Here is a 24703-nt window from a genome sequence, read left to right as displayed (position 1 = left end):
CGCCTGGTGGTACGTGCCGCGCAGGGCCGGACGCGTCCGCTCCCGGTCCGGCCCCGGGCATAGCGGGGCCGCACGAGGCGTTATACGGTCGTCGGCGATCCTAAACGGAATGAAACGGCCGGATCCGGCGAAATTGGATCATGAGGAGCGCATGCGACAGGTCACGCCGACGCCTCGGCGCGGTAGACTTCCCTCACGTGGCCGTACGGTCCCCCAGCGCACCTGTGTGGGCTGCCGGGTCCGCGCGGCCAAGACCGACCTGCTGCGTCTGGTGGTGGTCGAGGGCGTGATCGTCCCCGATCCCGCGGGACGGCTGCCGGGCCGGGGTGCGCATCTGCATCCCGACCTGGGATGTCTCGAGCTCGCTGAGCGACGTCGGGCGTTCCCCCGGGCCTTTCGCCTGGCGGGGCCGCTCGACACCGGTGTGCTGCGCGACGGACTTGCGGCCCCGGCGCCGCGGCAGCAGGATGGCCGAATGGTAAGCGACGTCTAGTCGGAAGCAGGTCGAGATTGCTATGAGCGCTCGATGAGCACGCCGCGATGAGTACGGCAAGTTAGCGACGGCCCGGAGGCCGCACCCCCGGGCCGAGTAGGGAGTGCAGTGGCGAAGGTCCGGGTTTACGAGCTCGCCAAGGAGTTCGGTGTAGAGAGCAAGGTCGTCATGGCCAAGCTCAACGAAATGGGCGAGTTCGTGCGGTCGGCGTCCTCCACGATCGAGGCGCCGGTCGTTCGCAGGCTCACAGAAGCTTTCTCCAATTCTTCATCCGCCCCCGCCAAGCAGGGGGATAAGAAGGTCGCGTCCAAGCGTCCCGCCCCGCGCCCGCAGGCGCCGCGGCAGGGACAGGGCGGCGCGGCCGCTTCGGCGCCTTCGGGCGCCCAGCGCGGTGCCCGTCCGGCACCGCCCAAGCCGCAGGCCCCGCGTCCGTCCGCGCCCAGGCCCGGCCCCGCCGGTCCGGGAGGCCAGGGCGGCGGCCAGGGCGCCGCGCCCCGTCCGGGGCCGCGTCCTGGTCCGGTCCCGCCCGCGCCCAGCCAGCCTGTGACGCCCGCCGCTTCGGCTTCCCCCGCGCCGCCCGTACCGAAGGCGCCCGGTGGCGGCCCTGTGGGCGGCCGTGACGGCGGCCCCCGCGACGGCGGCCCGCGTCCCGGCCCGCGCGCGCCCAAGCCGGGCCCGCGTCCCGGCCCCCGGCCGGGTGCCGGTGGCGGCGGCCGCGGCCCCGGTGGCCCGCGTCCGGGCAACAACCCGTTCAGCTCGACCAACACCGGCATGGGCCAGGCGCCCAGGCCGGGTCAGGGTCCGCGTCCCGGCCCGCGTCCGGGCGGCGAGCGCTCCGGCGACCGTCCCGGCGGCCCGCGTCCGGCGGGCCCGCGTCCCGGCGGTCCCGGTGCCGGCGGCCCCCGCCCGAGCCCGGGCAACATGCCGCCGCGCCCCGCGGGCGGCCCGCGGCCCAGCCCGATGAACATGCCGTCCTCGCGGCCGTCCGCCCCAGGGCGTGGCGGTGGCCCCGGCGGCCCGCGTCCGGGCGGCGGTGGCCGTCCCGGCGGCGGTCGTCCGGCCGGTGCCGGGCGTCCCGGCGGCGGCGGTGGCGGCTTCGGCGGCCCGCGTCCCGGTGGCGGCCGTCCTGGTGGCGGTGGCGGCTTCGGCGGTCCCCGTCCGGGCGGCGGTGGCCGTGGCCGCGGCGGCACGCAGGGTGCCTTCGGGCGTCCCGGTGGGCGTCCCGCACGCGGGCGCAAGTCGAAGAAGCAGCGGCGTCAAGAGTTCGACCAGATGCAGGCGCCGGCGATCGGTGGCGTCCAGGCACCGCGCGGTAACGGCAAGGTGATCCGGCTGCCGCAGGGCGCCACGCTCACCGACTTCGCCGAGAAGATCGGGGCGAACCCGGCCTCGCTGGTCCAGATCATGCTGCACCTGGGCAAGATGGTCACCGCCACCCAGTCGGTGGAGGAGGACGACCTCCAGGCGCTGGGGCTCGAGCTGGACTTCGACGTCCAGGTCGTCAGCCCCGAGGACGAGGACCGCGAGCTGCTCGAGTCCTTCGACATCGAGTACGGCGAGGACGACGGCGACGAGAGCCACCTGCGTCCGCGCCCGCCGGTGGTGACCGTCATGGGTCACGTCGACCACGGTAAGACCAAGCTGCTGGACGCCATCCGGCACGCCAACGTGCAGGCCGGCGAGGCCGGCGGCATCACCCAGCACATCGGCGCCTACCAGGTGCACACCGAGGTCGACGGCGAGGACCGCAGGATCACCTTCATCGACACCCCGGGTCACGAGGCGTTCACCGCCATGCGTGCCCGCGGTGCCGACACCACCGACCTGGTGGTGCTGGTGGTCGCCGCGGACGACGGCGTCAAGCCGCAGACCACCGAGGCGATCGACCACGCCACGGCGGCCGGGGTGCCGATCGTGGTGGCGGTCAACAAGATCGACGTGCCCGGCGCGGACCCGCAGCGGGTCCGGGCCCAGCTCACCGAGTACGGCCTGGTCGCGGAGGAGTTCGGCGGCCAGACCCTGTTCGTCGACGTCTCCGCCCGCCAGGGCACCAACATCGACGGGCTGCTCGAGGCGATCATCCTGACCGCCGACGCCGAGCTGGACCTCAAGGCCAACCCGGACATGCCGGCCCAGGGCTCGGCCATCGAGGGCCGGCTCGACCGGGGCCGCGGCACCGTGGCGACCGTGCTGGTGCAGCGCGGCACGCTGCGGGTCGGCGACTCGATCGTCTGCGGCGTGGCGCACGGCCGGGTCAGGGCGATGCTGGACGAGAACGGCAACAACGTCGACGAAGCGCCCCCGTCCCGCCCGGTGGAGGTGCTCGGCCTGACCGCGGTGCCGGACGCCGGCGACAGCTTCCTGGTCGTCGAGGACGACCGGGTGGCCCGCCAGATCGCCGACCGGCGCAGCACGCGCAAGCGCAACGCCGAGCTGATCCGCAGCCGCCCGAGCGTCACCCTCGAGGACTTCATGAAGAGGGGCGAGCGGCAGGAGCTGCTGCTCATCCTCAAGGGCGACGTGTCCGGCTCGGTGGAGGCCCTGGAGGACTCGCTGTCGAAGATCGACGTCGGCGAGGACGTCAGCCTGCGGGTCATCCGCCGCGGCGTCGGCGCGATCACGCAGGACGACGTCAACCTGTCGCTGGCCTCCAACGGCGCGGTGATCATCGGCTTCAACGTGCGGCCCGAGCGCAACGCGCAGGAGCTGGCCGACCGCGAGGGCGTGGACATCCGCTTCTACTCGGTCATCTACCAGGCGATCGAGGAGGTCGAGGCGGCCCTCAAGGGCATGCTGAAGCCGGAGTTCGAGGAGGTCCAGCTCGGCACCGCGGAGATCCGCGAGATCTTCAAGGTGCCGCGGATCGGCAACGTGGCCGGCTCGATGGTCACCTCGGGCGTCATCCAGCGCAACGCCAAGGCGCGGCTCGTCCGCGACGGCACGGTGGTGGCCGACAACCTCACGGTGACGTCCCTGCGCCGGTTCAAGGACGACGCCACCGAGGTCCGCGAGGGCTTCGAGTGCGGAATCGGCATCGGCTACAACGACATCAAGCTCGGCGACGTGATCGAGTGCTTCGAGATGCGGGAGAAGCCCCGCGACTGAGCACTCGTCCGCCGCGGGACGGACGGGACGACCCGTCCGGGAGCGTCGTGACGGGCCGCGGCGCGGCGCCGGGCGGGATCCCCGATCCACGCCTCGGCGCCGCGCCGCGGACGTGCCCGTTCCGGCGCTCTCGGCGCGGGGTCCCCGGCCCGTGCCACCGCGGCCTCGCGGAACCCGGCGATCCCGATCGGGCGTGGCCCGTGCCGGTACGGCAGGCCGGGTCCGCGGTGTCCAGGGACGCGGATGGCCGTGTGCGGCCGGGGAGATCCCGTTCGTCCGGAGAGGCCGGTTCGGCATACCCTGCCAGGCAGGGCGCGCCCCTTCCCCGTCCGGGACGGCCGCGAACGTTCCGGGCCGCTCGTCCGCCGTGCCGCCTCCCGGTGAGGCGCCCAACTGAATCAGAGGTGATCCATCAGGTGTACGTGGGTGCGCTGACACTCGACCTGCTGCTGGGGGACGTCCGCTCGCTCAAGGAGAAGCGCTCGGTCGTCCGTCCCGTCATCGCCGAGGTCCGCAAGCGGTTCCCGGGCGTGGCCGTCGCCGAGACCGGCGACAACGACCTGTACCGCCGCGCGGAGATCGGGGTGGCCGTGGTGTCGGGCAGCGCGGGCAACTGCACCGAGGTACTGGACCAGTGCGAGCGGCTGGTGGCCGGTCGCCCCGAGATCGAGCTGCTGTCGGCACGGCGGCGGCTCTACAACGGCGAGGACTGACCTTCTCGCCAGGACCATGGAAAGGGAGTGCGATCATGGTGGACGCAGCGCGCGCGCGGAAGCTCGCTGACCGCATCCAGCAGATCGTGGCGGAGATGCTGGAGCGGCGGATCAAGGATCCGCGGCTCGGCTTCGTGACCGTGACGGACACCCGCATCACCAACGACCTGCGTGACGCCACCGTGTACTACACGGTGTACGGGTCGGACGGCGAGCGGGCCGAGACGGCGGCCGCCCTGGAGAGCGCCAAGGGCGTCATCCGGAGCGAGGTGGGCCGCAAGACGGGCGTCCGGCACACCCCGAGCATCACCTTCGTCCAGGACTCCCTCATGGAGAACGCGGCCCACATCGACGACCTGCTCGCCAAGGCCCGCGCCAGGGACGAGGAGGTCGCCAGGGCGGCGCGGGGCGCCACCCACGCCGGCGACGCCAACCCTTACCGTGTCGACGGGGATACGGATAGCGACGAAGTCGGCGAAACAGACGACGACGAGGATGGCGACTTGGGACACTCGTCATCGTGAACGAGCCGGTGACTGGCCGGACGCGGGCGGCGGGGCCCGTCTGGACCAGCGATCACGAGGCCACGGGACCGGCCCGGGCCGCGGCGGCGCGAGGGGCCGCCGTCGACCACGCGCGGGCACGGGCGCGAGGCCCCGTCCCGCATGGCGTCCTGGTCCCCGCCGTCTTCTCACCGGGCTCACCCGGCCCGGTGCCGCCCGGCTCAGCCGAGGCATGGCCGGGCGGCGGCGACCGGCGCCAGGCCGACGGGCCGGGCGGCCTGGACGACCCCCGTGACCGTTCGGGGGGCGGAGGCGGCGCCCGCTGGGCCGACCTCGACTGGGACGGGGCCGTGGAGACCATCCGGGCCGCCGACGACATCTGCCTGGTCTGTCACATCTCCCCGGACGGCGACGCGCTCGGGTCCATGCTCGCCCTCGCCCAGGCCCTGCGCTCCCTCGGCAAGCGCTGCGTGGCCTCGTTCGGCGAGCCGTTCACCGTCCCGGCCAGCCTGCGCTTCCTGCCCGGCCAGGAACTTCTGATCGAGCCCGCGCGGATGCCCGCCGCCCCCGAGGTGATGATCACGCTGGACGCGGCGGGCGCCGAACGGCTCGGCTCGCTGGCCGGCCGCGCCGCACGGGCAGGGTCGCTGGTCGTCATCGACCATCACGCGTCCAACACCGGCTTCGGCGCGGTGCGGCTGGTCGACCCGGCCGCCGCCGCCACCGCCGTGCTGGTGGACGAGCTGATCCGCAGGCTGGGCGTGCCGCTCACCCGCGACGTCGCGCAGTGCCTGTACGCGGGGCTGGCCAGCGACACCGGCTCGTTCAAGTACCCGTGCACCACGCCGCAGGTCCATGACATGGCGGGACGGCTCCTGGCCGTGGGCGTCCGGCCCGACGCGGTCAGCCGCGAGCTGTGGGACCGCGCCCCGTTCGGCTACCTGATGGTGCTGGCCGGCGCGCTCGGCCGGGCCCGTTTGGAACGTGACGCCGCGGGCGGCCTGGGCCTGGTCTGGACGACCGTCGAACGCGCCGAGCGCGACAGCCGCGGCGTCCCCTACGACCAGCTCGAAGGCGTCATCGACCAGCTCCGCCGCACCGACGAGGCCGAGGTCGCGGTCGTCTGCAAGCAGAACGACCAGGGTGACTGGTACGTCTCCACCCGTTCCAAGGGCACCGTCGACGTGGGGCGCGCCTGCGTGGCCCTGGGGGGAGGCGGCCACCGCACCGCCGCGGCCTTCACCGCGACCGGCGAGCCCGCCGACATCCTGGACCGCTTCCGCGCCGCCCTGCGAGGCACGCCGTGACCGGTCGGCGTGCGGCGGGGCGGGGACAGGGGCCGCCGTCGGGGCTGGTCATCGTGGACAAGCCCGCGGAGTGGACGTCCCACGACGTGGTGGGGAAGCTGCGCCGCCTGGCCGGGACCCGGCGGGTCGGGCACGCCGGGACGCTCGACCCCATGGCGACCGGGGTGCTGGTCGTCGGGGTGGAGAAGGCGACCCGGCTGCTGGGCCATCTGGCGCTGACGGAGAAGGGGTACGACGCCACCATCCGGCTCGGCCGGTCCACCAACACCGACGACGCCGAGGGCGAGGTCACCGCCACCGCGTCCGCCGCGTCCGTCACCGAGGCCGAGGTGCGCGCCGGGGCGGCCGCGCTGACCGGCGAGATCCGGCAGGTCCCGCCGCAGGTCAGCGCGATCAAGGTGGCCGGGCGGCGGGCGTACACGATGGTCCGCAAGGGGGAGCGGGTCGCCCTGGAGGAGCGGCCGGTCACGGTGCACTCCTTCACGATCACCGGGATGCGCCGTGAGGGCGACCTGCTGGACGTGGACGCCTCCATCGCCTGCTCGTCCGGCACCTACATCCGGGCGCTGGCCCGCGATCTCGGCGCGCGGCTCGGCACCGGAGGGCATCTGACCTACCTGCGCCGCACCCGTGTGGGCCCGTACGACCTGAGCATGGCCCGCACGATCGAGCAGCTCGAAGAGAAGCTGGACATCCTCCCGATCGGGGAGGCCGTGGCGGCGGTGTTCCCGCGCCGCGAGGTGGACGCCGAGGACGCACGCAAGGTCATGCACGGCGGCCGCCTGCCCGCCATCGGCCAGGGACCGGGCCCGGTCGGCGTGTTCGCCCCCGACGGCACCCTGCTGGCCTTGGTGGAGGAGCAGGGAAAGGCCGCCAAACCGCTGGCCGTCTTCGTCCCGTAAGGGACGCTCTCAGGCCGTCGCGGCGGGCGCCCGATGCCGGGGACCTCGCCGACAACTGGTTTCGGACGCCGCTCACATGGCACGATCCGAGTCATCGGCGTGTTCCCCCCGGGTTACGTGGCAGGGCTCACGCGGTCGGTCCCTTCCCCCTAACCTACGGTCGCGTAACCTACGTTACCGTAGGTTGTTGAGTGAGGAGGTCGCCAGTGACACCGCACAGCCACCGATTCACTGCGTCTTCGACCGAGGCCCAGACCGGCGACCGGGACGCGCGAGAGGCCGAACCCCCCGCCGCCGTCCGCGCCATGCCCGGCCCGGAACCGGAGGCCGCGTCGCCGACCAGGCCCCGCCTGCGCGGCTGGCTTCACCTGGGCGCCTTCCCCGCCGTCCTGCTCGCGGGGCTCGTCCTGATCGCGCTCGGGCCCACGCTGTCCGCCCGGCTGGCCTCCGCCGTGTACGTCGCGACGTCCGGCCTGCTCTTCGGGATCTCCGGCACCTACCACCGGCAACGGTCCACCCGGCTCCTGGAGGTACTGCGGCGCTTCGACCACGCCAACATCTACCTGATCATCGCGGGCACCTACACCCCGTTCGCCGTCGTCGCCCTGGACGGCGCCGTCCGCGCCGTCGTGCTCACCGTCATCTGGACGGGCGCGATCGCCGGCGTCGTCTTCCGCATCACCTGGGTCGCCGCGCCGCGCTGGCTGTACGTCACCCTCTACATCGCGCTGGGCTGGGTCGCGGTGCTGTTCATGCCCCAGTTCCTGGAGGGCGCCGGGGTCGCGGCCTGTGTCCTGGTGGCCTTGGGAGGCGTCGCGTACAGCGTGGGCGGTGTCGTCTACGGGCTTCGCCGTCCCGACCCGTCCCCGCGGTGGTTCGGCTTCCATGAGGTCTTCCACGCCTGCACGCTGGCCGCGTACATCATGCAGTACATCGCCGTGTCTTTGGTCATCTACCAGTCGGCCTGAGCATCGGGGCCGTTACCGGCGGGTAGAATCAAGACACCCGCCCCGCGTACACCCCGCAACCGAGCCGCATGGCAGTCTTTAAGGCGTCTGAAGACGAGACAGACCGGCAGGCAGGTCGAACTCAGGGAGAGCATGGTGCGGCGCTGGCATGGCCTCGACGAGGTTCCCGCCGACTGGGGCAGATCGGTCGTGACGATCGGAGTGTTCGACGGTGTGCACCGCGGGCACCAGCGGATCGTCCGCAGCGCCGCCCAGACGGCCCGCGAGCGCGGGCTGCGCTCGGTGGTGATCACCTTTGACCCGCATCCGGACGAGGTGGTGCGTCCCGGCACCCACCCGCCGCTGCTGACCTCCACCCGCCGCCGCGTCGAACTCCTCGAAGGTCTGGGCACCGACGCCGTGGCCGTCGTCCCGTTCACGCTGCAGCTGTCCAAGGTGCCGCCGGACGAGTTCGTCCAGTCGGTCCTGGTCGACCGGCTGCACGCGGCACACGTGATCGTGGGGGAGGACTTCCGCTTCGGGCACCGCGCCAAGGGCGACGTGGCGCTGTTGATCCAGCTCGGCGAGAAGTACGACTTCACCGCCGTGGGCATGCCGCTGGTCGCCAACGGCGACACGATCTCCTCCACCTACATCCGCTCCAGGCTCAACGCCGGTGCCGTGGAGGACGCCGCGCACGCGCTGGGCCGTCCCCACCGGGTCGAGGGCGTGGTGGTGCGCGGCCACCAGAGGGGGCGGGCTCTCGGGTTCCCCACCGCCAACCTCGAGACGCTTCCGCACACCGCCATCCCCGCCGACGGGGTCTACGCGGGCCGCCTGGTATGCGACTCCGCCCGCTATCCCGACTTCAGCTGGCCCGCCGCGATCTCCATCGGCACCAACCCGACCTTCGAGGGCGGCGAGCGCACCGTCGAGGCGTACGCCCTGGACCGTGACGACCTGGACCTGTACGGCGAGCACATGGCGGTCGACTTCCAGGCGCGGATCCGCGACACGCTGAAGTTCGACTCGATCGACGCCCTGATCGAGGAGATGCACCGCGACGTCGTCCGGGCCCGCGAGATCACCTCGTCCTGACCCGCGGCGCCGCCATGGTACGGTGAAGAGTCGCCGGGGAAGGCCCCGGCTTTGGCGTGCTGCACCCTCATGCGGCCGCCCCATCTTCCACGCACCACGCGGACCGCCGTGCCCCACCGCGCGGGATCTGCGGGTTGACGACCCATCGAAGGAGCCTCGTGTCGCTCGACACCGCCACCAAGAAGCAGATCATCGCCGAGTACGCGACCAGTGAGGGTGACACCGGATCCCCGGAGGTCCAGGTCGCGCTGCTGACCCGGCGGATCAACGATCTCACCGAGCACCTCAAGGAGCACAAGCACGACCACCACAGCCGCCGCGGCCTCCTGCTGCTGGTCGGCCAGCGTCGCCGTCTCCTGAAGTACCTCGCCAACAAGGACATCAACCGCTACCGCCGCCTGATCGAACGCCTGGGCCTGCGCCGGTAGCGAACAAGGGAGCGACCCCGGGGCCGCTCCCTTTTCCGTACGCCACACAGAGGCGTCCCCAGCCGCCAGGGTTGTGACGCACAACGCCCCACGCCGCGTAAGATTGCGCAAAACAGAGTTACGGCATTCGCGGCAACGCCGTGGACAGGCCAAGGGCCGGTCGACCGCCAACCCGCGCGGCATGTGCCTGTTCGGGCGAACCCTATGAACCGCCCAGGTTGCGGCTTCGCAACACCGTCGCGTTCAGCCAAGGCGGTGTTTGTAGGGCCACGGCTCTCCGGGTAGGACTCATAAGAGCCCGGCGTCCACACGGACGCCCGCGACAGAATCCGTGGCGGACGGAGGTCCGCCATAGATCCGGGCACGCGGCGGCTCTGGGTCCAAGCGGCGGCGGATCCCGGAACGCACAGCGGTCGCAAGGCCACGGCGAACGAAAGTCCGCAGCGGCTTCGCGGCGTGCGGTGGGTCAGGGCTCGGCGCGGCCTGGATCTGCGGCGACCAGCGGCTCGCGGCAGGTCGCGTCACGCCGTGGGCCAATGTTCGCGGCCGGTCCAGGGCTCGTAGCGGTCGTGGGGTTGCAGCGAACGAATGTTCGCAGCGGCCATGCGGCGCGCGGCGGGTCGGGATCTGGTGCAGGCTGGGTCTGTGGCAGATCGCGGTCGGTGATCGATCGCGGCATGCGGCGGACCGGGGTCCGTTCTGGATCCTGGGCTCGCGGCGGCCGTGGCGGATGGATGTTCGCGGCGGCTTCGCGGCACGCGGCGGGTCAGGGTCTGGTGCAGGCTGGACCTGTGGCGGGTCGCGGTGGGTGGTTGACCGCGGCATGCGGCGGACCGGGGTCCGTTCTGGATCCTGGGCTCGCGGCGGCCGTGGGGCTGTGGCGGACGAATGTTCGCAGCGGCCATGCGGCGCGCGGCGGGTCAGGCTCCGGCACAGGCTGGGTCTGTGGCGGCCGGCGGCTTGTGGCAGGTCGCGTCACGCCGTGGGCCGAGGTTCGCGGCGGGTCGGGATCTGGTGCAGGCTGGGTCTGTGGCAGATCGCGGTCGGTGATCGATCGCGGCGTGCGGTGGACCGGGGTCCGTCCTGGATCCGGGGCTCGCGGCGGTCGCGGGGTTGCGGCGGACGGATGTTCGCTGCGGCTTCACGGTTCGCGGCGGGTCGGGGTCCGGCACAGGCTGGATTTGCGGCGGGTCGCGGTCGGTGGTTGACCGCAGCACGCGGCGGGCCGAGATCCGTAGCGTCTTACGGTGGCCGTGGGGCTGTGGCGGACGGATGTTCGCGGCGGTTTCGCGGTGCGCGGCGGGCCGGGATGTGGTGCAGGCTGGGTCTGTGGCGGCCGGCGGCTTGTGGCAGGTCGCGTCACGCTGTGGGCCGAGGTTCGCGGCGGGTCGGGATCTGGTGCAGGCTGGGTCTGCGGCGGGCTGAGGTTTGTGGCGGGTCCCAGGGCACGCGGCGGTCGTGAGGCTGTGGTGAACGGAGGTTCGCGGCGGCTTTACGGCGCACGGGCGGGTCGGGACCTGGTGCGGATCTGAGATCCGTGGCCGCCGGGCCTGCCGGGTGTGCGGCTTGTGAGGGCCGCGTTCGCCGGCGGGCGGAGTTGGGCGGTGCCGTGACAACGTGGGCTTTGGTCGGCGGGATTTTGCCAGACCAAAGCCGCAAAACCGGCGCTATGGCGTCCTGTGGGGTTGCGAGGGACGCTGGCGGGCCGGTACGCAAGACCCGGGACCCGTGGGTGCCGGAGGGGCCGTGACCGGTCATTCGGACGCTCGGCCCGGTACAACTGAACCTCAATCCCGTACAACTGGACAAACGGAAACCGCGGATACCCGCCCTGGTGCGGCCGGTCCTCGGTAGTGGCTTCCGGATCATGCCCCGTCCCGGCGGTGGCCGCGGATCCGGGCGCTTCGATCGAAGACCGGCACTGCGCGAAGCCACGGCAGAAGACCGCGGGAAACGACCGGAACCTGAGGAGGTTTCCCCGTGACAGATGCCGTGCGCATCGACGGCGCGCAGAGCGCCGAAGCAACGATCGACAACGGTGCCTTCGGCACCCGGACCATACGGTTCGAGACCGGACGGCTCGCCCGGCAGGCGGCCGGTTCGGCCGTCGCCTACCTCGACGACGAGACGATGGTGCTCTCGGCCACGACGGCGTCCAAGAAGCCCAAGGAGAACCTGGACTTCTTCCCGCTGACCGTGGACGTCGAGGAGCGGATGTACGCGGCGGGCCGGATCCCCGGCTCGTTCTTCCGCCGCGAGGGCCGTCCCTCCGAGGACGCGATCCTCACCTGCCGGCTGATCGACCGGCCGCTGCGCCCGTCCTTCACCAAGGGGCTGCGCAACGAGATCCAGATCGTCGAGACGATCCTGTCGCTGCACCCCGACCACCTGTACGACGTCGTCGCGATCAACGCCGCGTCGATGTCCACGCAGCTTGCCGGGCTGCCGTTCTCCGGCCCGATCGGCGGCGTCCGGGTGGCGCTGATCGACGGCCAGTGGGTGGGCTTCCCGACCCATTCCGAGCTGGAGCGCGCGACGTTCGACATGGTCGTGGCCGGCCGCGTGCTGGCCGACGGCGACGTCGCGATCATGATGGTGGAGGCCGAGTCCACCCGCGACACGCTCCGCCTGGTGAGCGAGGGCGCCGTGGCGCCGACCGAGGAGGTCGTGGCGCAGGGCCTGGAGGCGGCCAAGCCGTTCATCAAGGTCCTGTGCAAGGCACAGAGCGACCTCGCCGCCGTGGCGGCCAAGCCGACCGCCGAGTACCCGCTGTTCCCCGACTACACCGACGACGTCCTGGAGGCGGTCAACGCGGCGATCTCCGCCGAGCTCGCCGAGGCGCTGACCATCGCCGGCAAGCAGGAGCGCGAGGCCCGGCTGGACGAGATCAAGGCGTCCGCGGCGGAGAAGCTGGCCGCCGACTTCGAGGGCCGGGAGAAGGAGATCTCCGCGGCGTTCCGCGCGGTCACCAAGAGGCTGGTGCGCGAGCGGATCGTCCGCGACGGGCTGCGCATCGACGGCCGTGGCGTGAAGGACATCCGGCAGCTCACCGCCGAGGCGCACGTGGTGCCCCGGGTGCACGGCTCGGCCCTGTTCGAGCGGGGCGAGACCCAGATCATGGGCATCACCACGCTGAACATGCTCCGCATGGAGCAGATGATCGACACGCTGAACCCGGAGCGCACCAAGCGCTACATGCACAACTACAACTTCCCGCCGTACTCCACCGGTGAGACCGGGCGGGTCGGCTCGCCCAAGCGCCGCGAGATCGGTCACGGCGCCCTGGCCGAGCGCGCCCTGATCCCGGTGCTGCCGTCGCGCGAGGAGTTCCCGTACGCGATCCGGCAGGTGTCGGAGGCGATCGGGTCCAACGGCTCCACGTCGATGGGCTCGGTGTGCGCGTCCACCATGTCCCTGCTGGACGCGGGCGTTCCGCTGAAGCAGATGGTGGCGGGCATCGCGATGGGCCTGATCCACGAGGGCGGCGAGTACGTCACGCTGACCGACATCCTCGGCGCCGAGGACGCCTTCGGCGACATGGACTTCAAGGTCGCCGGAACCCGCGACCTGATCACCGCGCTGCAACTGGACACCAAGCTGGACGGCATTCCCGCGTCCGTGCTGGCGGCCGCGCTGCGGCAGGCCAAGGGCGCCCGCCTGGCGATCCTGGACGTGATGGCCGAGGCGATCTCGGGGCCCGCGGAGATGAGCGAGTACGCGCCGCGGATCATCACCATCAAGGTGCCCGTCGACAAGATCGGCGAGGTCATCGGCCCCAAGGGCAAGATGATCAACTCGATCCAGGACGACACCGGCGCGGACATCACGATCGAGGACGACGGGACCATCTACGTCGGCGCCACCGACGGCCCGTCCGCCGAGGCCGCGCGGCAGGCGATCAACGCGATCGCCAACCCGCACATGCCCGAGGTCGGCGAGCGCTACCTGGGCACGGTCGTCAAGACCACCACCTTCGGCGCCTTCGTCTCCCTCCTCCCGGGCAAGGACGGCCTCCTGCACGTCTCGCAGATCCGCAAGCTGCACGGCGGCGCCCGGATCGAGAACGTGGAGGACGTCATCTCGGTGGGCGAGAAGATCCAGGTGGAGGTCACCGAGATCGACCAGCGGGGCAAGCTCTCCCTGGTCCCGGTCGAGGTCGTGGAGCGCGAGGCCGCCGCCTCGGAGAACGGTCCCGCCCCGTCCGCCGAGGCCGAAGGCGAGGCCCCGTCCGCCCGCGACAGCGAGTCCGGCGAACGCCGCCCGCGCCGCCGCCGTACGCGCCGCGGCTCCACCGACGAGGCCCAGCGCAACACCTGAGCCGCATAACCACCCATCCGGCCGGCCTGCGCGCCCAGCGCAGGCCGGTCGCCTTTTCAGGGATCGCCCTTCTCACCCGATCGCGCCGCGCAAGCCGATCCACTGCCCCAACACCGACCGCCCCGGCCTCGCCTGGCCCGATCACCCCTTACCTCCCTCAACTTCCCCCGCGTCCAGACCACGTCGGCGGCTGCCGCGCGCGTTGGCCATGGGTGAGGTCGCCCGCTTGCTGCGCGAAGCGCAAACGAGCCGCGGCTCCCGAAGGACGACGGTCCCGCCCTGTCCGCGGCAGCGAGTTCGGTGAACGCCGCCCGTGCCGTGGCTTACGGACGAGGCCCAGTGCAATACCTGAGCCGCGTAACCACCCTTCCGACCGACTTGCGCGGAGCGCAGGCCGGTCGCCTTTTCGGAGGTTGCCTCCCCTGCTCACCCGGCTAGGCCGCGCGAGTCAGTCACTGGCCCAACGGCGACCGGTGCGGGCTTCGCGTCGATCAGCCTCCTCCGCTCATGTCCGTACCACGTTGACGGCTGCCGCGCGCGTTGGCCATGGGTGAGGTCGCCCGCTTGCTGCGCGAAGCGCTGGCAATCGTGTTACCCGTTCCGAATTGGGCGGTGGTGCGGGCGCAGGCGGTAAGGCAGCGTTGCTGCTGGGCTGGTGGCTGCAATGGACGACTTCCTGCGGTGGCGGTGGAACGGGTGCTGCGGACTGTGGGGGCGGGTCTGCGCTCGGGGCGATGTGGGAGGTTCTGGCTGCGTTCGCCGGTGGGTTCGCCGGGGTGGGTGTACGGATGGTGGTTGGTTGGGATGGGGTGTGCTGCTGGGTTGCGGTGTGGGCGGGGGTTTTGTGGGTGGGATTGTGGGGTGGCTGGAGGTGGCACCATGGTTGGGGTGCTTCGGCCTGTGGTCGGGTGGGCTGTTCGTGCTGGCCGGGCTGGGGTTCGGCGGTAGTTCGGTAGCGTTTGTCGATCGATGATGGAGAGCCACCTGTGATGCAGTCGGCCATGGTGCAGGAACCCGGCACCACCGAGACGATCCACCCCGGCGAGGGCGGTGCCGGCGTGGTGCGCCGGACCGTGCTGCCCGGCGGGCTGCGGGTGATCACCGAGACGATGCCGACCGTGCGGTCGGCCGCGTTCGGGGTCTGGGCGGGGGTCGGGTCCAGGGACGAGTCCGTGGAGGACGCCGGCGCCAGCCATTACCTGGAGCACGTGCTGTTCAAGGGGACGCGGCGGCGGTCCGCGCTGGAGATCTCCGCGGCGATCGACGCGGTCGGCGGGGACCTCAACGCGTTCACCGCCAAGGAGTACACGTGCTACTACGCGCGGGTGCTGGACGCCGACCTGCCGCTGGCCGTGGACGTGGTCTCCGACATGGTGGCCTCCTCGCTGAACCGGCCCGAGGACGTGGAGGCCGAGCGCGGGGTGATCCTCGAAGAGATCCACATGCGCGACGACGACCCCGGGGACCTGATCCACGACGAGTTCTCCACGGCCCTGTACGGGGACGTGCCGCTGGGCCGTCCCATCCTCGGGACCGTCGACTCGATCAACGCGCTGACGCGGGACCGGATCCACGACTACTACCGCCGGCACTACGTCCCTCCGAACCTGGTGGTCGCCGTCGCCGGCAACGTCCAGCACGAACAGGTGGTCCGGCTGGTCGCCGAGGCGTTCGAGGAGCATCTGACCGGTGACGCGCGGCCTTTCGAGCCGCGGATCGGCGGTGAGCCGGTGCCCGCGTCGCCCGCGGTGCGGGTCGTCGACAAGGACACCGAGCAGGCCCACGTGATCCTCGGCGGCGTCGGCGTCGCCCGGACCGACGACCGGCGGTTCGCCTTGGGCGTGCTGAACGCGGCCTTGGGCGGCGGGATGTCGTCCCGGCTGTTCCAGGAGGTCCGCGAGCGGCGCGGACTGGCGTACTCGGTCTACAGCTACACCTCCCACTACGCCGACACGGGGATCTTCGGGGTGTACGCGGGCTGCCGGCACGGCAAGGTCGACGAGGTGCTGTCGATCTGCCGGGACGAGATCGCCCGCATCGCCGACCGTGGCATCGAGGGCGAGGAGCTCGAACGCGGCAAGGGCCAGATGCGCGGCGCGATGGTGCTGGGCCTGGAGGACAGCGGGTCCAGGATGAGCCGCATCGGCAAGAGCGAGCTGGTGTACGAGTCGCTGCTGCCGGTGGACGAGGTCCTCTCCAAGGTCGACGCCGTCACGCCCGACGACATCCGCGCGGTCGCCCAGGCCGTTCTCACCGCGCCCCAGGCCCTCACCGTGATCGGGCCGTTCGGCGACCGCGACTTCAGCTTGTAGGCGGGTCGCGCGGGTGCCGGCGGTTGCCTACTCCGGGGGGTGGGCCTCGCTCGGGGGGTTGGGTGGGCTGGTTGGACAGGGCTTGCAGGCGGTCCTGGTGGCGGCGTTCGGCTCCGGGGCTCAGGAGGCCGTAGAGCCATCGTTTCGAGGGGTCGAGGTCGACCAGGAGGGCGCGGGCCAGGGTGCTGAGGGGGACGGCGAGGATGGCGCCCAGGGGGCCCAGGACCCACGACCAGAGGATCAGGGAGATGGAGACCAGGGTGAACGACAGGCCCACCGCGTCACCCAGGAACTTGGGCTGGATCAGGGACTGGAGGACGAAGTTGATGACGCAGTAGGCCAGGATGACCCACAGCATCGTGGCCACCCCGCCGTCCAGAAGGGCCAGCGCCGCGGGTGGGGCCAGGCCGATCACGAAGCCCACGTTGGGGATGTAGTTGGTGAGGAACGCCAGCAGGCCCCAGAGGATCGGGAGCGGCACGTCGAAGCCGTACAGGACGGCGGTGTCGAGGGCGGCGACGATCGCGCCGAAGACGGTGCTGACGACCAGGTAGCGCGCGGTGTCGCGGGCGAAGCCGCGGAGCGCGGTGACCAGTTCGGGGCGGGTGTCCGCCAGCTTCTCCAACTGACGGATGGTGCCGGTGGCGTCGATGCACATGCCGACCAGCACCAGCACGATCAGCAGGATCGCCGACGAGGCGTTGAGCAGCCCGTTCAGCAGGCCCTGGATGAACCCGAACAGCCGGTCCGGGTCGAGGCGGGCCGCGGACTCGCGGAGCCTGCGCGCGTCGACGCCGTGCTCGGCCAGGGCGCGGGACGCGCCGTCGACCAGGCGGTCGAACTGGCCGGAATAGCCGGGCAGCAGGTTGGCGAGCTCGGCGAGGGAGACGGCCAGCGCGGCGCCCAGCCCGAGCAGGAGCAGGATCACCGTGGTGAGCGGTACCGCGACGCAGACCCAGGGCGGGGCGCCGTGCCGGTCGAGCCAGGCGCGCAGCGGGTTGACCGCGATGACGAGCACCAGCGCGAGGAAGATCGGGCCGACGACGGAGGAGGCGGCCCGCAGCCCGGCCAGCGTCACCATGGTGGCCGCCGCGCCGATCAGGATCGGCAGCGCCGGAGAACGCCCCCTCGCCATCCTTCACCTCCTGATTCTCACTGATGGTCACCGTATCGCTACCCACCGACAGAACCGTCCGCCGTGCCGGGCGGGAGCCGCGATAGGCTCGGCCGGTGTCACGTCAGGAGGAGCTTGTGATCAAGGTTGGGGTGCTGGGCGCGCGGGGCCGCATGGGGAGCGAGGTGTGCCGCGCCGTGGAGGGCGCCGACGACATGGAGCTGGTCGCCGCGGTCGATGCGGGCGATGACCGGGAGCCGCTCACCGGCGCGGAGGTCGTGGTCGACTTCACCCATCCCGGCGTGGTCATGGACAACCTGCGCTGGTGCGTCCAGCGCGGCCTGCACGCCGTTGTGGGGACGAGCGGGTTCGACCCCTCCCGGCTGGACGCGGTGCGCGCCTGGCAGGCCGAGTACGCGGACGCCTCCGGCAACGTGCTCATCGCCCCGAACTTCGGCATCGGCGCCGTGCTGATGATGCATTTCGCGGAGAAGGCGGCGCCGTTCTTCGAGTCGGTCGAGATCGTGGAGCTGCACCATCCGAACAAGGTGGACGCGCCCAGCGGCACCGCGTACCGCACCGCCGAAGTGGTGGCGGAAGCGCGCGCCAAGGCGGGGGTGTCCGGGTCCCCGGACGCGACCACGTCCGAGCTGGACGGTGCGCGGGGCACCGATGTCGGCGGGGTACGGGTGCACGCCGTGCGGCTTTCCGGCCTCATCGCCCACCAGGAGGTGCTGCTGGGAGGGCACGGGGAGGTCCTCACCGTCCGGCATGACTCGATGAACCGCGAGTCCTTCATGCCGGGGGTGCTCCTGGGCGTGCGCAAGGTGGCGCACCTTCCCGAGCGGCTCACCGTGGGCATCGAATCGCTGCTCGGACTGTGAGCGCCCTGGTCTTTGACGGCGAGCCGTGGGACTACCTCGGCGCGGACGAGGCCGTGGACCTGGAGCACGACGTGGTGCAGTCCACGGCCTCGGAGTTGCGCGTCGGGGACGACGTCGCGTACGCCAAGGCCGCGTTCGAGCTGGTACGTGACCGGATCAGCCATTCGAGGGACGCCGGCGACCGTCGTGTCACCTGGCGCGCGTCCGATGTGCTGAGCGAGGGCACGGGGTTGTGCTACGCGAAGGCGCACGCGTTCGTGGCGTTGCTGAGGGCGGGTGGCATCCAGGCCGGGTTCTGCTATCAGCGCCTGCGTGCGGGTGAGGATCCCAGCGATCCGTTCGTCCTGCACGGGTTCGCGGCGGCGCTGATAGACGACCGTTGGGTGCGTCTCGATCCGCGTGGCAACAAGCCGGGCATCCAGGTGGAGTTCTCGGCGGACGAGGACCGGCTCGCCTACACGCCCGACCCTGAGCTGGGGGAGAAGGACTATCCCACGGTCTACGCGGCCCCGCATCCGGCCGTACTGGACGTCCTGAAGGCGCACGACGACTGCGTGCGGATGTGCGAGACGGGTGCGCTGCCGTCCGCCGAACTTTGAAACCGAATCTGGTTCTGAAGCGTCGGGCGCGGCAGAATGCCGTTCATGGAGGACTCCTACGCGCGCGTCCTGTGGACCGCCATCGAACCCATCCACATCGTCACCTACTTCTGCCCCGAGCCCATACAGGCCAGTAAGGACGTGGGCCTGAAGGGTTACTGGATGGGCTACTTCGGTGGCCGTGCCGCCCCTTTGGGGCCTGTGGCACCCGGCGTCGTGGAGGCGACGTTCTACGGGTTCCACCCGAGGCTGGTGCGCCGGGCCATACCGGACGCATGGACGTTCGCCTCGCCCGAAACGATCCTGCGAACACGGCAGGCAGCGGCCGCGAAGGTGCTCCGCCGCCTCGCGCCCTCGGTCGACGAGGTCGCCGTCAAGGCGAACCCGCTCCTGTCCAAGGTGATCGAGGCCGCGAACAGCCCGGGGTTCACGCTGTTCAGCGCCAACCGTGACGTGCCCACGCCGGAAGACCCGGTGGAGGCGCTGTGGCAGGCGTGCGCCACCTTGCGTGAGCACAGGGGCGACGGCCATATCGCCATCCTCGTCTCGGAGGGCATCGGCGGCGCCGAGTCCCTCGTGCTGGCGGCCGCGGTGGCCGATACGCCGTTCGACACGATCACCAGGACACGCGCCTGGACACCCGAGGAACTGCAAGCCGCCGTCGACAGCCTCGCCGCACGCGGACTCCTGCACGGGGACGGCTCCATCACCGAGAAGGGCCGGGTCTTCCGCCAGGAGATCGAGGAGCGCACCAACCGGCTCGCCGCCCCGCCATACCAGGTGCTGGACGACCCAGAGGAACTGGTCACGCTGCTGCAACCGGTGGCCCGAGCGGTGCTCGACTCCGGCGAGATCCCTTTCTCCATCGTCAGCGTCCCCAAGCCCGCATAGCCCCCGGCACGCCTGCCGTTCACGTGAGCGGCGTGACGAAGCCGTACTTGTTGAAGAGCGAGCGGGCCGTGGGGGAGGTCAGCCACGCCACGAAGGAGGCCGCCTCCTTCTCGTGGTCGCTCTCCTTCACGGCCGCCGCGACATAGGTCGCGGTGACGTTGTCGCTCGCGGGGATCGGGACGCTGCTGACGGCGGCGCCCGCGGAGCGCAGGTCGGTGATGTAGACCAGGCCGGCGTCCGCCTCACCCGTGCGGACCCGGTCCAGGACGGCGCGTGCGCTGATCTCCTCGGACGTCCACCGTACGGTCACGCCCGCGTCCCGGAAGATCCGCCTCGCATACGCCCCCGCGGGGACGTTGGCCGCGCCGACCGCGATCCTCAGCCGAGGCTTGGTGAGGTCCTGCAACCCCCGGATGCGGCGCGGGTTGCCTGGGCCGACGGCGATGGTCATCGCGTTGTGCGCGACGATCCGTCGGCGCCCGGTGAGGTACTCGTCGGCCGCGTTCATGCTGGTCTCGTCCGCCGTGACGAGGACGTCGGCGGGCTCGCGGTCCGACAGGCGCCCGGCCATCTCCTGCGACCCTCCGAAGGAGGACCGCACGCGCGTGCCGCGGTGCTCGTGCTGGTACGCCAGGCCCAGCTCTTGCAGGACCTCCTGGGTGGACGAGGCCGCCAGGACGGTGAGCGTCGTGGTCCTGGACGAGCCGCCACACCCGCCCACGCTCACCAGGGACAGCACGACGCAGGCGACGATTCGCCGCCACCGGGGGGAGTCGGGCATAGCCCGAGATCCTAGGGTCAGGCGATCCCATGGGATGGCCTGACACGCGCCTCCGTCCGGGATGAAATGGTCACGCGGGAGCGTTTGAGGTCCGGGCGTATTCGGCTCTGGCGTGTCGGTGCCCCCCGCTAGGGTTCCCGTAGCCGATCGACATCTTCCCCCGGAGGCCCCCATGTCCCTCGACCTTCTCGAACTGCTGCCCGGCGATTGGCGCGAGCGGCTCGACCCGCTCGTCGACCCGCTCGGCCTCGCCGCGCTGGGCGCGTTCGTCGCCAAGGAGTACGAGGAGCAGACGGTGTACCCGCCCCGGGAAGACCTGTTCAACGCGTTCCGTCACTGCTCGTTCGACAAGGCGCGCGTGCTGATCCTCGGCCAGGACCCCTATCACGGCCCGGGGCAGGCGCACGGCCTGAGCTTCAGTGTCCGGGACGGTGTGAAACTGCCGCCCTCGCTCCGCAACATCTACAAGGAGCTGGAAGCGGACCTGGGCGTGCCCGTCGCCAAGACCGGTGACCTCACCCCCTGGGCCGACCAAGGGGTGCTGTTGCTCAACGCGGTGCTGACCGTACGGGCGTCCGAGGCGGGCTCGCACGCCAACCGGGGCTGGGAGGAGTTCACCGACGCCGCGATCCGCGCGCTCAACGAGAAGGAGGAGCGGGTCGTGTTCGTCCTGTGGGGCGCCTACGCCCGCAAGAAGGCGAAGCTGATCACGGGTGAGCACCACGTCGTGCACGAGTCGGCGCACCCGAGCCCGCTGAGCGCCAAGAAGTTCTTCGGGAGCCGCCCGTTCAGCACGATCAACAAGGCGCTGACCGACGTGGGGCAGCCTGAGATCGACTGGACCGTCCCCGGTCCCGCCGCCCTGTCAGAGGGCTAGGCCGAGGGCCAGCAGGCCCCCGTAGGCGAGCTGGAGGCGTCCCGTGCCGCCCAGAACGGGAATGAGGGCGGGGCCGGTCGCGCCTGTCAGCACGGTCTGGGTGGGAGGCAGCGAGAGCGGCGCCGACAGCAGGGCCAGCAGGGCCCACGGGTGCGGCGCCGCGACGGCCAGCACGATGGTGTACGGCAGGGCGGTGCACGCCGCGTACAGCAGCCGGGTACGGCGGTCGCCCAGCACCACGGCCAGGGTGCGCTTGCCGGACGCCTCGTCGGTGGGGATGTCGCGCAGGTTGTTGGCCACCAGCAGGGCGCAGGCCAGCAGCCCGATCGGCACCGCCGCCGCCCACGCCTCCCACGGGATCCCCTCGACCTGGACGTACACCGTCCCGACAACGGCCACCAGCCCGAAGAAGACGAACACCGAGACTTCGCCGAGCGCGCGATATCCGTAGGGCTTCTCGCCCCCGGTGTAGAACCAGGCGGCCAGGATGGCCAGCGCTCCCACGGCGAGCAGCCACCAACTGGTGACGGCGGCCAGCACCAGTCCCGCCACGGCGGCGGCGAGGAAACAGCCGAGCGCGGCGCCCAGCACCTGTCCGGGCGGGGCGGCCTTGGAGCCGACGAGCCGCAGCGGGCCCACGCGCCGCTCGTCCGTCCCTCTCACGCCGTCGCTGTAGTCGTTGGAGTAGTTGACGCCGATCTGCAGTGCCAGGGCGACGAAGGCGGCCAGGAGGGCGCGCCACCATACGGCCTGGCCCTCCCCCAGGGCGACGCCCGTGCCGACGACGACGGGGACGAGGGAGGCGGGAAGCGTGCGGGGCCGCGATCCGGCGACCCATTGGGAGAGCGTGGCCACTGGTTACCGTTGGTCCTCTTCGGGGCTGAAACCGGGGTCGGAGGGAGAGCGGAGTCTAGGCGGAGAGCGTCGGACCTTCCGATTGTCCCGGATCCCGCTCAGTGCCCGGACGCCCCGCCACCCCGCTCGGCACCAGGCCCGGGACCTCACCCGTCACCAGGTCTGAGACCTCACCCGGCACTTCCGCCGCAAGCGTCCGCTGCGCCGCGCCGGAGGGACGCAGGCGCGCCGACACGGCGAGGCCCAGGGCGAGGATCGCGGCGGTGACGAGCATGGCGCCGCGGGTAGCGTCGGCCAGGCTCTCGTCCGCCGCGGACGCCTGCGCGGCACGGTCGGCGTCGTCGTGCAGCTCACGCGCGTACGTCCCGGCGCTCTGCCGCAACTCGCGCGCGATGGCGGCCTGCTGCGCGGGCGGCAGCTCGGAGCCGCGCAGCCGGTCGGCCATGGACCCGCCGAGGCCGGTGGCGAACACCGTCCCGATGAGGGCGATGCCGAGCGCCGCCCCGACCTGCCTGGCCGTCGACTGGGTGCCGGACGCCTGCCCGGCGCGCTCCGGCGGTACGTCGGCGAGCGAGACGTTGGTGAGCTGGGCGGAGGTGAGCCCCAGCCCGATCCCGTACAGCAGCATCCAGGGCGCCAGCCCGAACCCGGTGGTGGACGCGGTCAGGGTGAGGGCGAGGGCGAGGACGGCGGCGACCTCCATCGCCATGCCGATCCGGACGACCCGGTGCGCGCCGCGCCGGTTCGCGAGCCTGCCCGCGTACCCGCCGGACAGGATCGCGCCGGCCGCGAGCGGCAGGATCGCCACGCTGATCTGCAACGGCGCGGCGCCGTGCACGCCCAGCAGGAACAGCGGGACGACGAACACCAGTCCCAGCTCGCCCACGTTGATCAGGGCGGAGGCCAGGACGCCGTGCCGGAAGTTGGCGACCGCGAACAGGGACGGGTCGAGCATCACGGAACGTCCCGAGGCGGCGCGTGCCCGTTCCACGGCGGCCAGCGCGGCCAGCAGCACGGTGCCGAGCCCGAGCACGACGGGGACCGGTGAGAGCCCGCCCGCCGGCCAGTCCAGCGGCCCCGTGGAGTACGGGCGGATCGCCGTCCACCATCCGTACGTCTGGCCCTCGATGAGCCCGCACACGAGCGCGCCGAGCCCGAGGACGGTCAGCGCGCCGCCGGGCCAGTCGATCTCGCGCAGCGCCCCGAGCGCGCCGGGACGGCGCGTCCGCCGCGCGGCCGTGTCCCGCGTCTCCGGGACGAGCGCGAGCGCGCCGGCGATCAGCGCGGCGCCGAGCGGCACGTTGATCCCGAACGCCCAGCGCCAGCCCGCGGAGGACGCCACGGCGCCGCCGAGCAGCGGGCCCAGCGCGGCCATCCCGGCGATCATCGAGCCCCAGATCCCGAACGCGACGGCCCGTTCCCGGCCGGTGAACATCGCGTTCACCGTGGCGAGGGTGGCGGGCAGCACCATCGCGGCGCCCACGCCCTGGAGGGCGCGCGCGGCGATGAGCGCCGAGCCGTCCCCCGCGGCCGCGACGCCGGCCCCGGCCAGCGCGAAGACCGTGACGCCGAGCAGGAACGCCCGGCGCCGCCCGAACAGGTCGCCGGCCCGCCCGAGCGGGATCAGCAGCGCCGCGAACACCAGCGCGTACACCGAGCCCGCCCATTCGGCGTCGGTGGTGGTCAGGCCGAGCTCGGTGACGATCCGGGGCAGCAGGACGCCCATGATGGTGGCGTCCACGACGATCAGGGAGACGCCCAGGCTGATCACGAGCATGCCGAGCCAACGCCGGCGGCCGGGGTCCTGGGCGGCCGTCCAGCCTGCGGACGGCGTCGCGTAGGTGGTCACGGGCACGGCTTCCAACCTAAGCCCGCCCTCCGGAGTCTCCTCACCGACCCCATACTTGCGAACCCGCCTCGTCCTTCGCGGGCGTTACGGCTCCTCTAAGGCCCACCTACACCGCACCTATGGCTCGCCTCAAGAGGACGGGTCAGTCCGGCGGGCTGATGTCGGTGTGCAGGCGGATCTGGCGGACGGGCTCGCCCATGTCCAGGTCGCGGGCCGTGCCGTCCGGCGCCCACCCGGCCGAGCCCAGGAAGGCGCGGAGGACCTCGTCCCGCTCGAACACCCAGGTGATCAGCGTGGTGAAGCCGTCCTCGCGGAGCAGGTCGACCGTGGCGGCCAGCAGGCGGCTGCCGTGCCCGGCCCCCACGTGCGCCGGGTCGACCAGGAGGGTCAGCAGCTCGGCGGTGACGGCGGGGTCCCGGTCGGGGTCGTCCTCGGCCGGGCCGTGCGCGGCGAACCCGACGACCAGGTCGGACGACACGGCGGCCAGCAGCCGGTGCCGGGGTCCCGGCGGGGACGTCACCGCGTCCGCCCAGCGCTCGCGCCACACCTCACGCGCGGCAGGCGCGGTCACCTCGTCCAGGACGCCGGCGGGCAGCAGGTCGCGGTAGGCGTGGCGCCAGGCACGCACCTGGATGTCGGCGACGGCGGCCGCGTCCGCGCGGCGGGCGGGCCGTACGCCCACATCGGCCATGTGCCCCGTCCTCTCCTCGGTCTCCGGGCCCGACGAG

Annotated in this window: 20 protein-coding genes; 15 read left to right on the top strand and 5 right to left on the bottom strand. The window is 72.1% G+C overall.

Annotated elements, in window-relative coordinates; genetic code table 11:
* Positions 1-109 precede the first annotated feature (109 nt).
* The 11 genes from QSK21_RS09310 (at position 110) to QSK21_RS09260 (ending at position 16125) form a co-directional block, all read left to right on the top strand.
* A complete protein-coding gene (locus tag QSK21_RS09310; protein ID WP_352231267.1) occupies positions 110-493 on the top strand; it encodes a YlxR family protein in 384 nt (127 codons plus the stop codon).
* A 108-nt stretch (positions 494-601) separates the two neighbouring features.
* The gene (gene infB, locus QSK21_RS09305; RefSeq protein ID WP_285695003.1) at positions 602-3598 is read left to right on the top strand and encodes a translation initiation factor IF-2; all 2997 of its coding nucleotides are present in this window, start codon (positions 602-604) and stop codon (positions 3596-3598) included.
* 416 nt (positions 3599-4014) lie between these two features.
* The gene (locus QSK21_RS09300) at positions 4015-4311 is read left to right on the top strand and encodes a DUF503 domain-containing protein (RefSeq protein WP_285695100.1); all 297 of its coding nucleotides are present in this window, start codon (positions 4015-4017) and stop codon (positions 4309-4311) included.
* A 35-nt stretch (positions 4312-4346) separates the two neighbouring features.
* Entirely contained in the window at positions 4347-4835 is a 489-nt protein-coding gene (gene rbfA, locus QSK21_RS09295) for a 30S ribosome-binding factor RbfA (protein WP_285695002.1), read from the top strand.
* Entirely contained in the window at positions 4832-6121 is a 1290-nt protein-coding gene (locus tag QSK21_RS09290; RefSeq protein WP_285695001.1) for a DHH family phosphoesterase, read from the top strand. Before rbfA ends, QSK21_RS09290 begins: the two co-directional genes overlap by 4 nt.
* Positions 6118-7023 (top strand): tRNA pseudouridine(55) synthase TruB, encoded by a 906-nt coding sequence (gene truB / locus QSK21_RS09285; RefSeq protein ID WP_285695000.1) that lies wholly within the window; start codon positions 6118-6120, stop codon positions 7021-7023. The genes QSK21_RS09290 and truB overlap by 4 nt, the downstream gene beginning before the upstream one ends.
* A 305-nt stretch (positions 7024-7328) precedes the next feature.
* Positions 7329-7991 carry a PAQR family membrane homeostasis protein TrhA gene (gene trhA, locus QSK21_RS09280; protein WP_285695099.1) on the top strand — a complete coding sequence of 221 codons (663 nt, stop codon included), beginning with the start codon at positions 7329-7331 and terminating at the stop codon, positions 7989-7991.
* Between the two features lie 135 nt (positions 7992-8126).
* Entirely contained in the window at positions 8127-9068 is a 942-nt protein-coding gene (locus QSK21_RS09275) for a bifunctional riboflavin kinase/FAD synthetase (RefSeq protein WP_285695097.1), read from the top strand.
* 158 nt (positions 9069-9226) lie between these two features.
* A complete protein-coding gene (gene rpsO, locus QSK21_RS09270; protein ID WP_285694999.1) occupies positions 9227-9496 on the top strand; it encodes a 30S ribosomal protein S15 in 270 nt (89 codons plus the stop codon).
* 1998 nt (positions 9497-11494) lie between these two features.
* Positions 11495-13813, top strand: coding sequence for a polyribonucleotide nucleotidyltransferase (locus tag QSK21_RS09265; RefSeq protein ID WP_285695096.1), 2319 nt, complete (start codon positions 11495-11497; stop codon positions 13811-13813).
* A 989-nt stretch (positions 13814-14802) separates the two neighbouring features.
* The gene (locus QSK21_RS09260) at positions 14803-16125 is read left to right on the top strand and encodes a M16 family metallopeptidase (RefSeq protein WP_285694998.1); all 1323 of its coding nucleotides are present in this window, start codon (positions 14803-14805) and stop codon (positions 16123-16125) included.
* On the opposite strand, the gene QSK21_RS09255 is transcribed toward QSK21_RS09260, so the two are convergent.
* Positions 16115-17260, bottom strand: a complete 1146-nt coding sequence (locus QSK21_RS09255; protein ID WP_285694995.1) for an AI-2E family transporter — start codon at positions 17258-17260, stop codon at positions 16115-16117. The two genes, QSK21_RS09260 and QSK21_RS09255, sit on opposite strands and share 11 nt — an antisense overlap.
* Positions 17261-17376: 116 nt before the next feature.
* Here QSK21_RS09255 and dapB point away from each other — a divergent pair, with 116 nt between their 5' ends.
* Genes dapB through QSK21_RS09240 form a run of 3 tightly spaced genes read left to right on the top strand, consistent with a single transcriptional unit; the run spans position 17377 to position 19613 of the window.
* A complete protein-coding gene (dapB, locus tag QSK21_RS09250) occupies positions 17377-18123 on the top strand; it encodes a 4-hydroxy-tetrahydrodipicolinate reductase (RefSeq protein WP_285694994.1) in 747 nt (248 codons plus the stop codon).
* The gene (locus tag QSK21_RS09245; RefSeq protein ID WP_285694992.1) at positions 18120-18722 is read left to right on the top strand and encodes a transglutaminase-like domain-containing protein; all 603 of its coding nucleotides are present in this window, start codon (positions 18120-18122) and stop codon (positions 18720-18722) included. Before dapB ends, QSK21_RS09245 begins: the two co-directional genes overlap by 4 nt.
* A gap of 45 nt (positions 18723-18767) precedes the next feature.
* Positions 18768-19613 carry an SCO6745 family protein gene (locus QSK21_RS09240; RefSeq protein ID WP_285694990.1) on the top strand — a complete coding sequence of 282 codons (846 nt, stop codon included), beginning with the start codon at positions 18768-18770 and terminating at the stop codon, positions 19611-19613.
* 19 nt (positions 19614-19632) lie between these two features.
* On the opposite strand, the gene modA is transcribed toward QSK21_RS09240, so the two are convergent.
* Positions 19633-20394: a molybdate ABC transporter substrate-binding protein gene (modA, locus tag QSK21_RS09235; protein WP_285694988.1), complete on the bottom strand. Its 762-nt coding sequence runs from the start codon at positions 20392-20394 to the stop codon at positions 19633-19635.
* A gap of 172 nt (positions 20395-20566) precedes the next feature.
* On the opposite strand from modA, the gene QSK21_RS09230 reads away from it, so the two are divergent.
* A complete protein-coding gene (locus QSK21_RS09230) occupies positions 20567-21271 on the top strand; it encodes a uracil-DNA glycosylase (protein ID WP_285694985.1) in 705 nt (234 codons plus the stop codon).
* On the opposite strand, the gene QSK21_RS09225 is transcribed toward QSK21_RS09230, so the two are convergent.
* The 3 genes from QSK21_RS09225 to QSK21_RS09215 form a co-directional block, all read right to left on the bottom strand.
* A complete protein-coding gene (locus QSK21_RS09225; protein WP_285694984.1) occupies positions 21260-22126 on the bottom strand; it encodes a 1,4-dihydroxy-2-naphthoate polyprenyltransferase in 867 nt (288 codons plus the stop codon). The two genes, QSK21_RS09230 and QSK21_RS09225, sit on opposite strands and share 12 nt — an antisense overlap.
* 55 nt (positions 22127-22181) lie before the next feature.
* Positions 22182-23981, bottom strand: a complete 1800-nt coding sequence (locus tag QSK21_RS09220; protein ID WP_285694982.1) for an MFS transporter — start codon at positions 23979-23981, stop codon at positions 22182-22184.
* A 136-nt stretch (positions 23982-24117) separates the two neighbouring features.
* Positions 24118-24666: a GNAT family N-acetyltransferase gene (locus QSK21_RS09215; protein ID WP_285694980.1), complete on the bottom strand. Its 549-nt coding sequence runs from the start codon at positions 24664-24666 to the stop codon at positions 24118-24120.
* Positions 24667-24703 lie beyond the last annotated feature (37 nt).

The sequence above is a fragment of the Actinomadura sp. NBRC 104412 genome (assembly GCF_030269515.1).
GTDB lineage: Bacteria > Actinomycetota > Actinomycetes > Streptosporangiales > Streptosporangiaceae > Spirillospora.
The sequence above is the reverse complement of the archived record's forward strand: the minus strand, read 5'-3'. Positions and strand labels throughout refer to the sequence as shown.

Coding starts and splice junctions, on each gene's coding strand:
- QSK21_RS09215 (WP_285694980.1), bottom strand. CDS start 24,666: ATGGCCGATGTGGGCGTACGGCCCGCCCGCCGCGCGGACGCGGCCGCC.
- QSK21_RS09260 (WP_285694998.1), top strand. CDS start 14,803: ATGCAGTCGGCCATGGTGCAGGAACCCGGCACCACCGAGACGATCCAC.
- trhA (WP_285695099.1), top strand. CDS start 7,329: ATGCCCGGCCCGGAACCGGAGGCCGCGTCGCCGACCAGGCCCCGCCTG.
- rbfA (WP_285695002.1), top strand. CDS start 4,347: ATGGTGGACGCAGCGCGCGCGCGGAAGCTCGCTGACCGCATCCAGCAG.
- QSK21_RS09230 (WP_285694985.1), top strand. CDS start 20,567: ATGTCCCTCGACCTTCTCGAACTGCTGCCCGGCGATTGGCGCGAGCGG.
- modA (WP_285694988.1), bottom strand. CDS start 20,394: ATGCCCGACTCCCCCCGGTGGCGGCGAATCGTCGCCTGCGTCGTGCTG.
- QSK21_RS09255 (WP_285694995.1), bottom strand. CDS start 17,260: ATGGCGAGGGGGCGTTCTCCGGCGCTGCCGATCCTGATCGGCGCGGCG.
- QSK21_RS09310 (WP_352231267.1), top strand. CDS start 110: ATGAAACGGCCGGATCCGGCGAAATTGGATCATGAGGAGCGCATGCGA.
- QSK21_RS09240 (WP_285694990.1), top strand. CDS start 18,768: ATGGAGGACTCCTACGCGCGCGTCCTGTGGACCGCCATCGAACCCATC.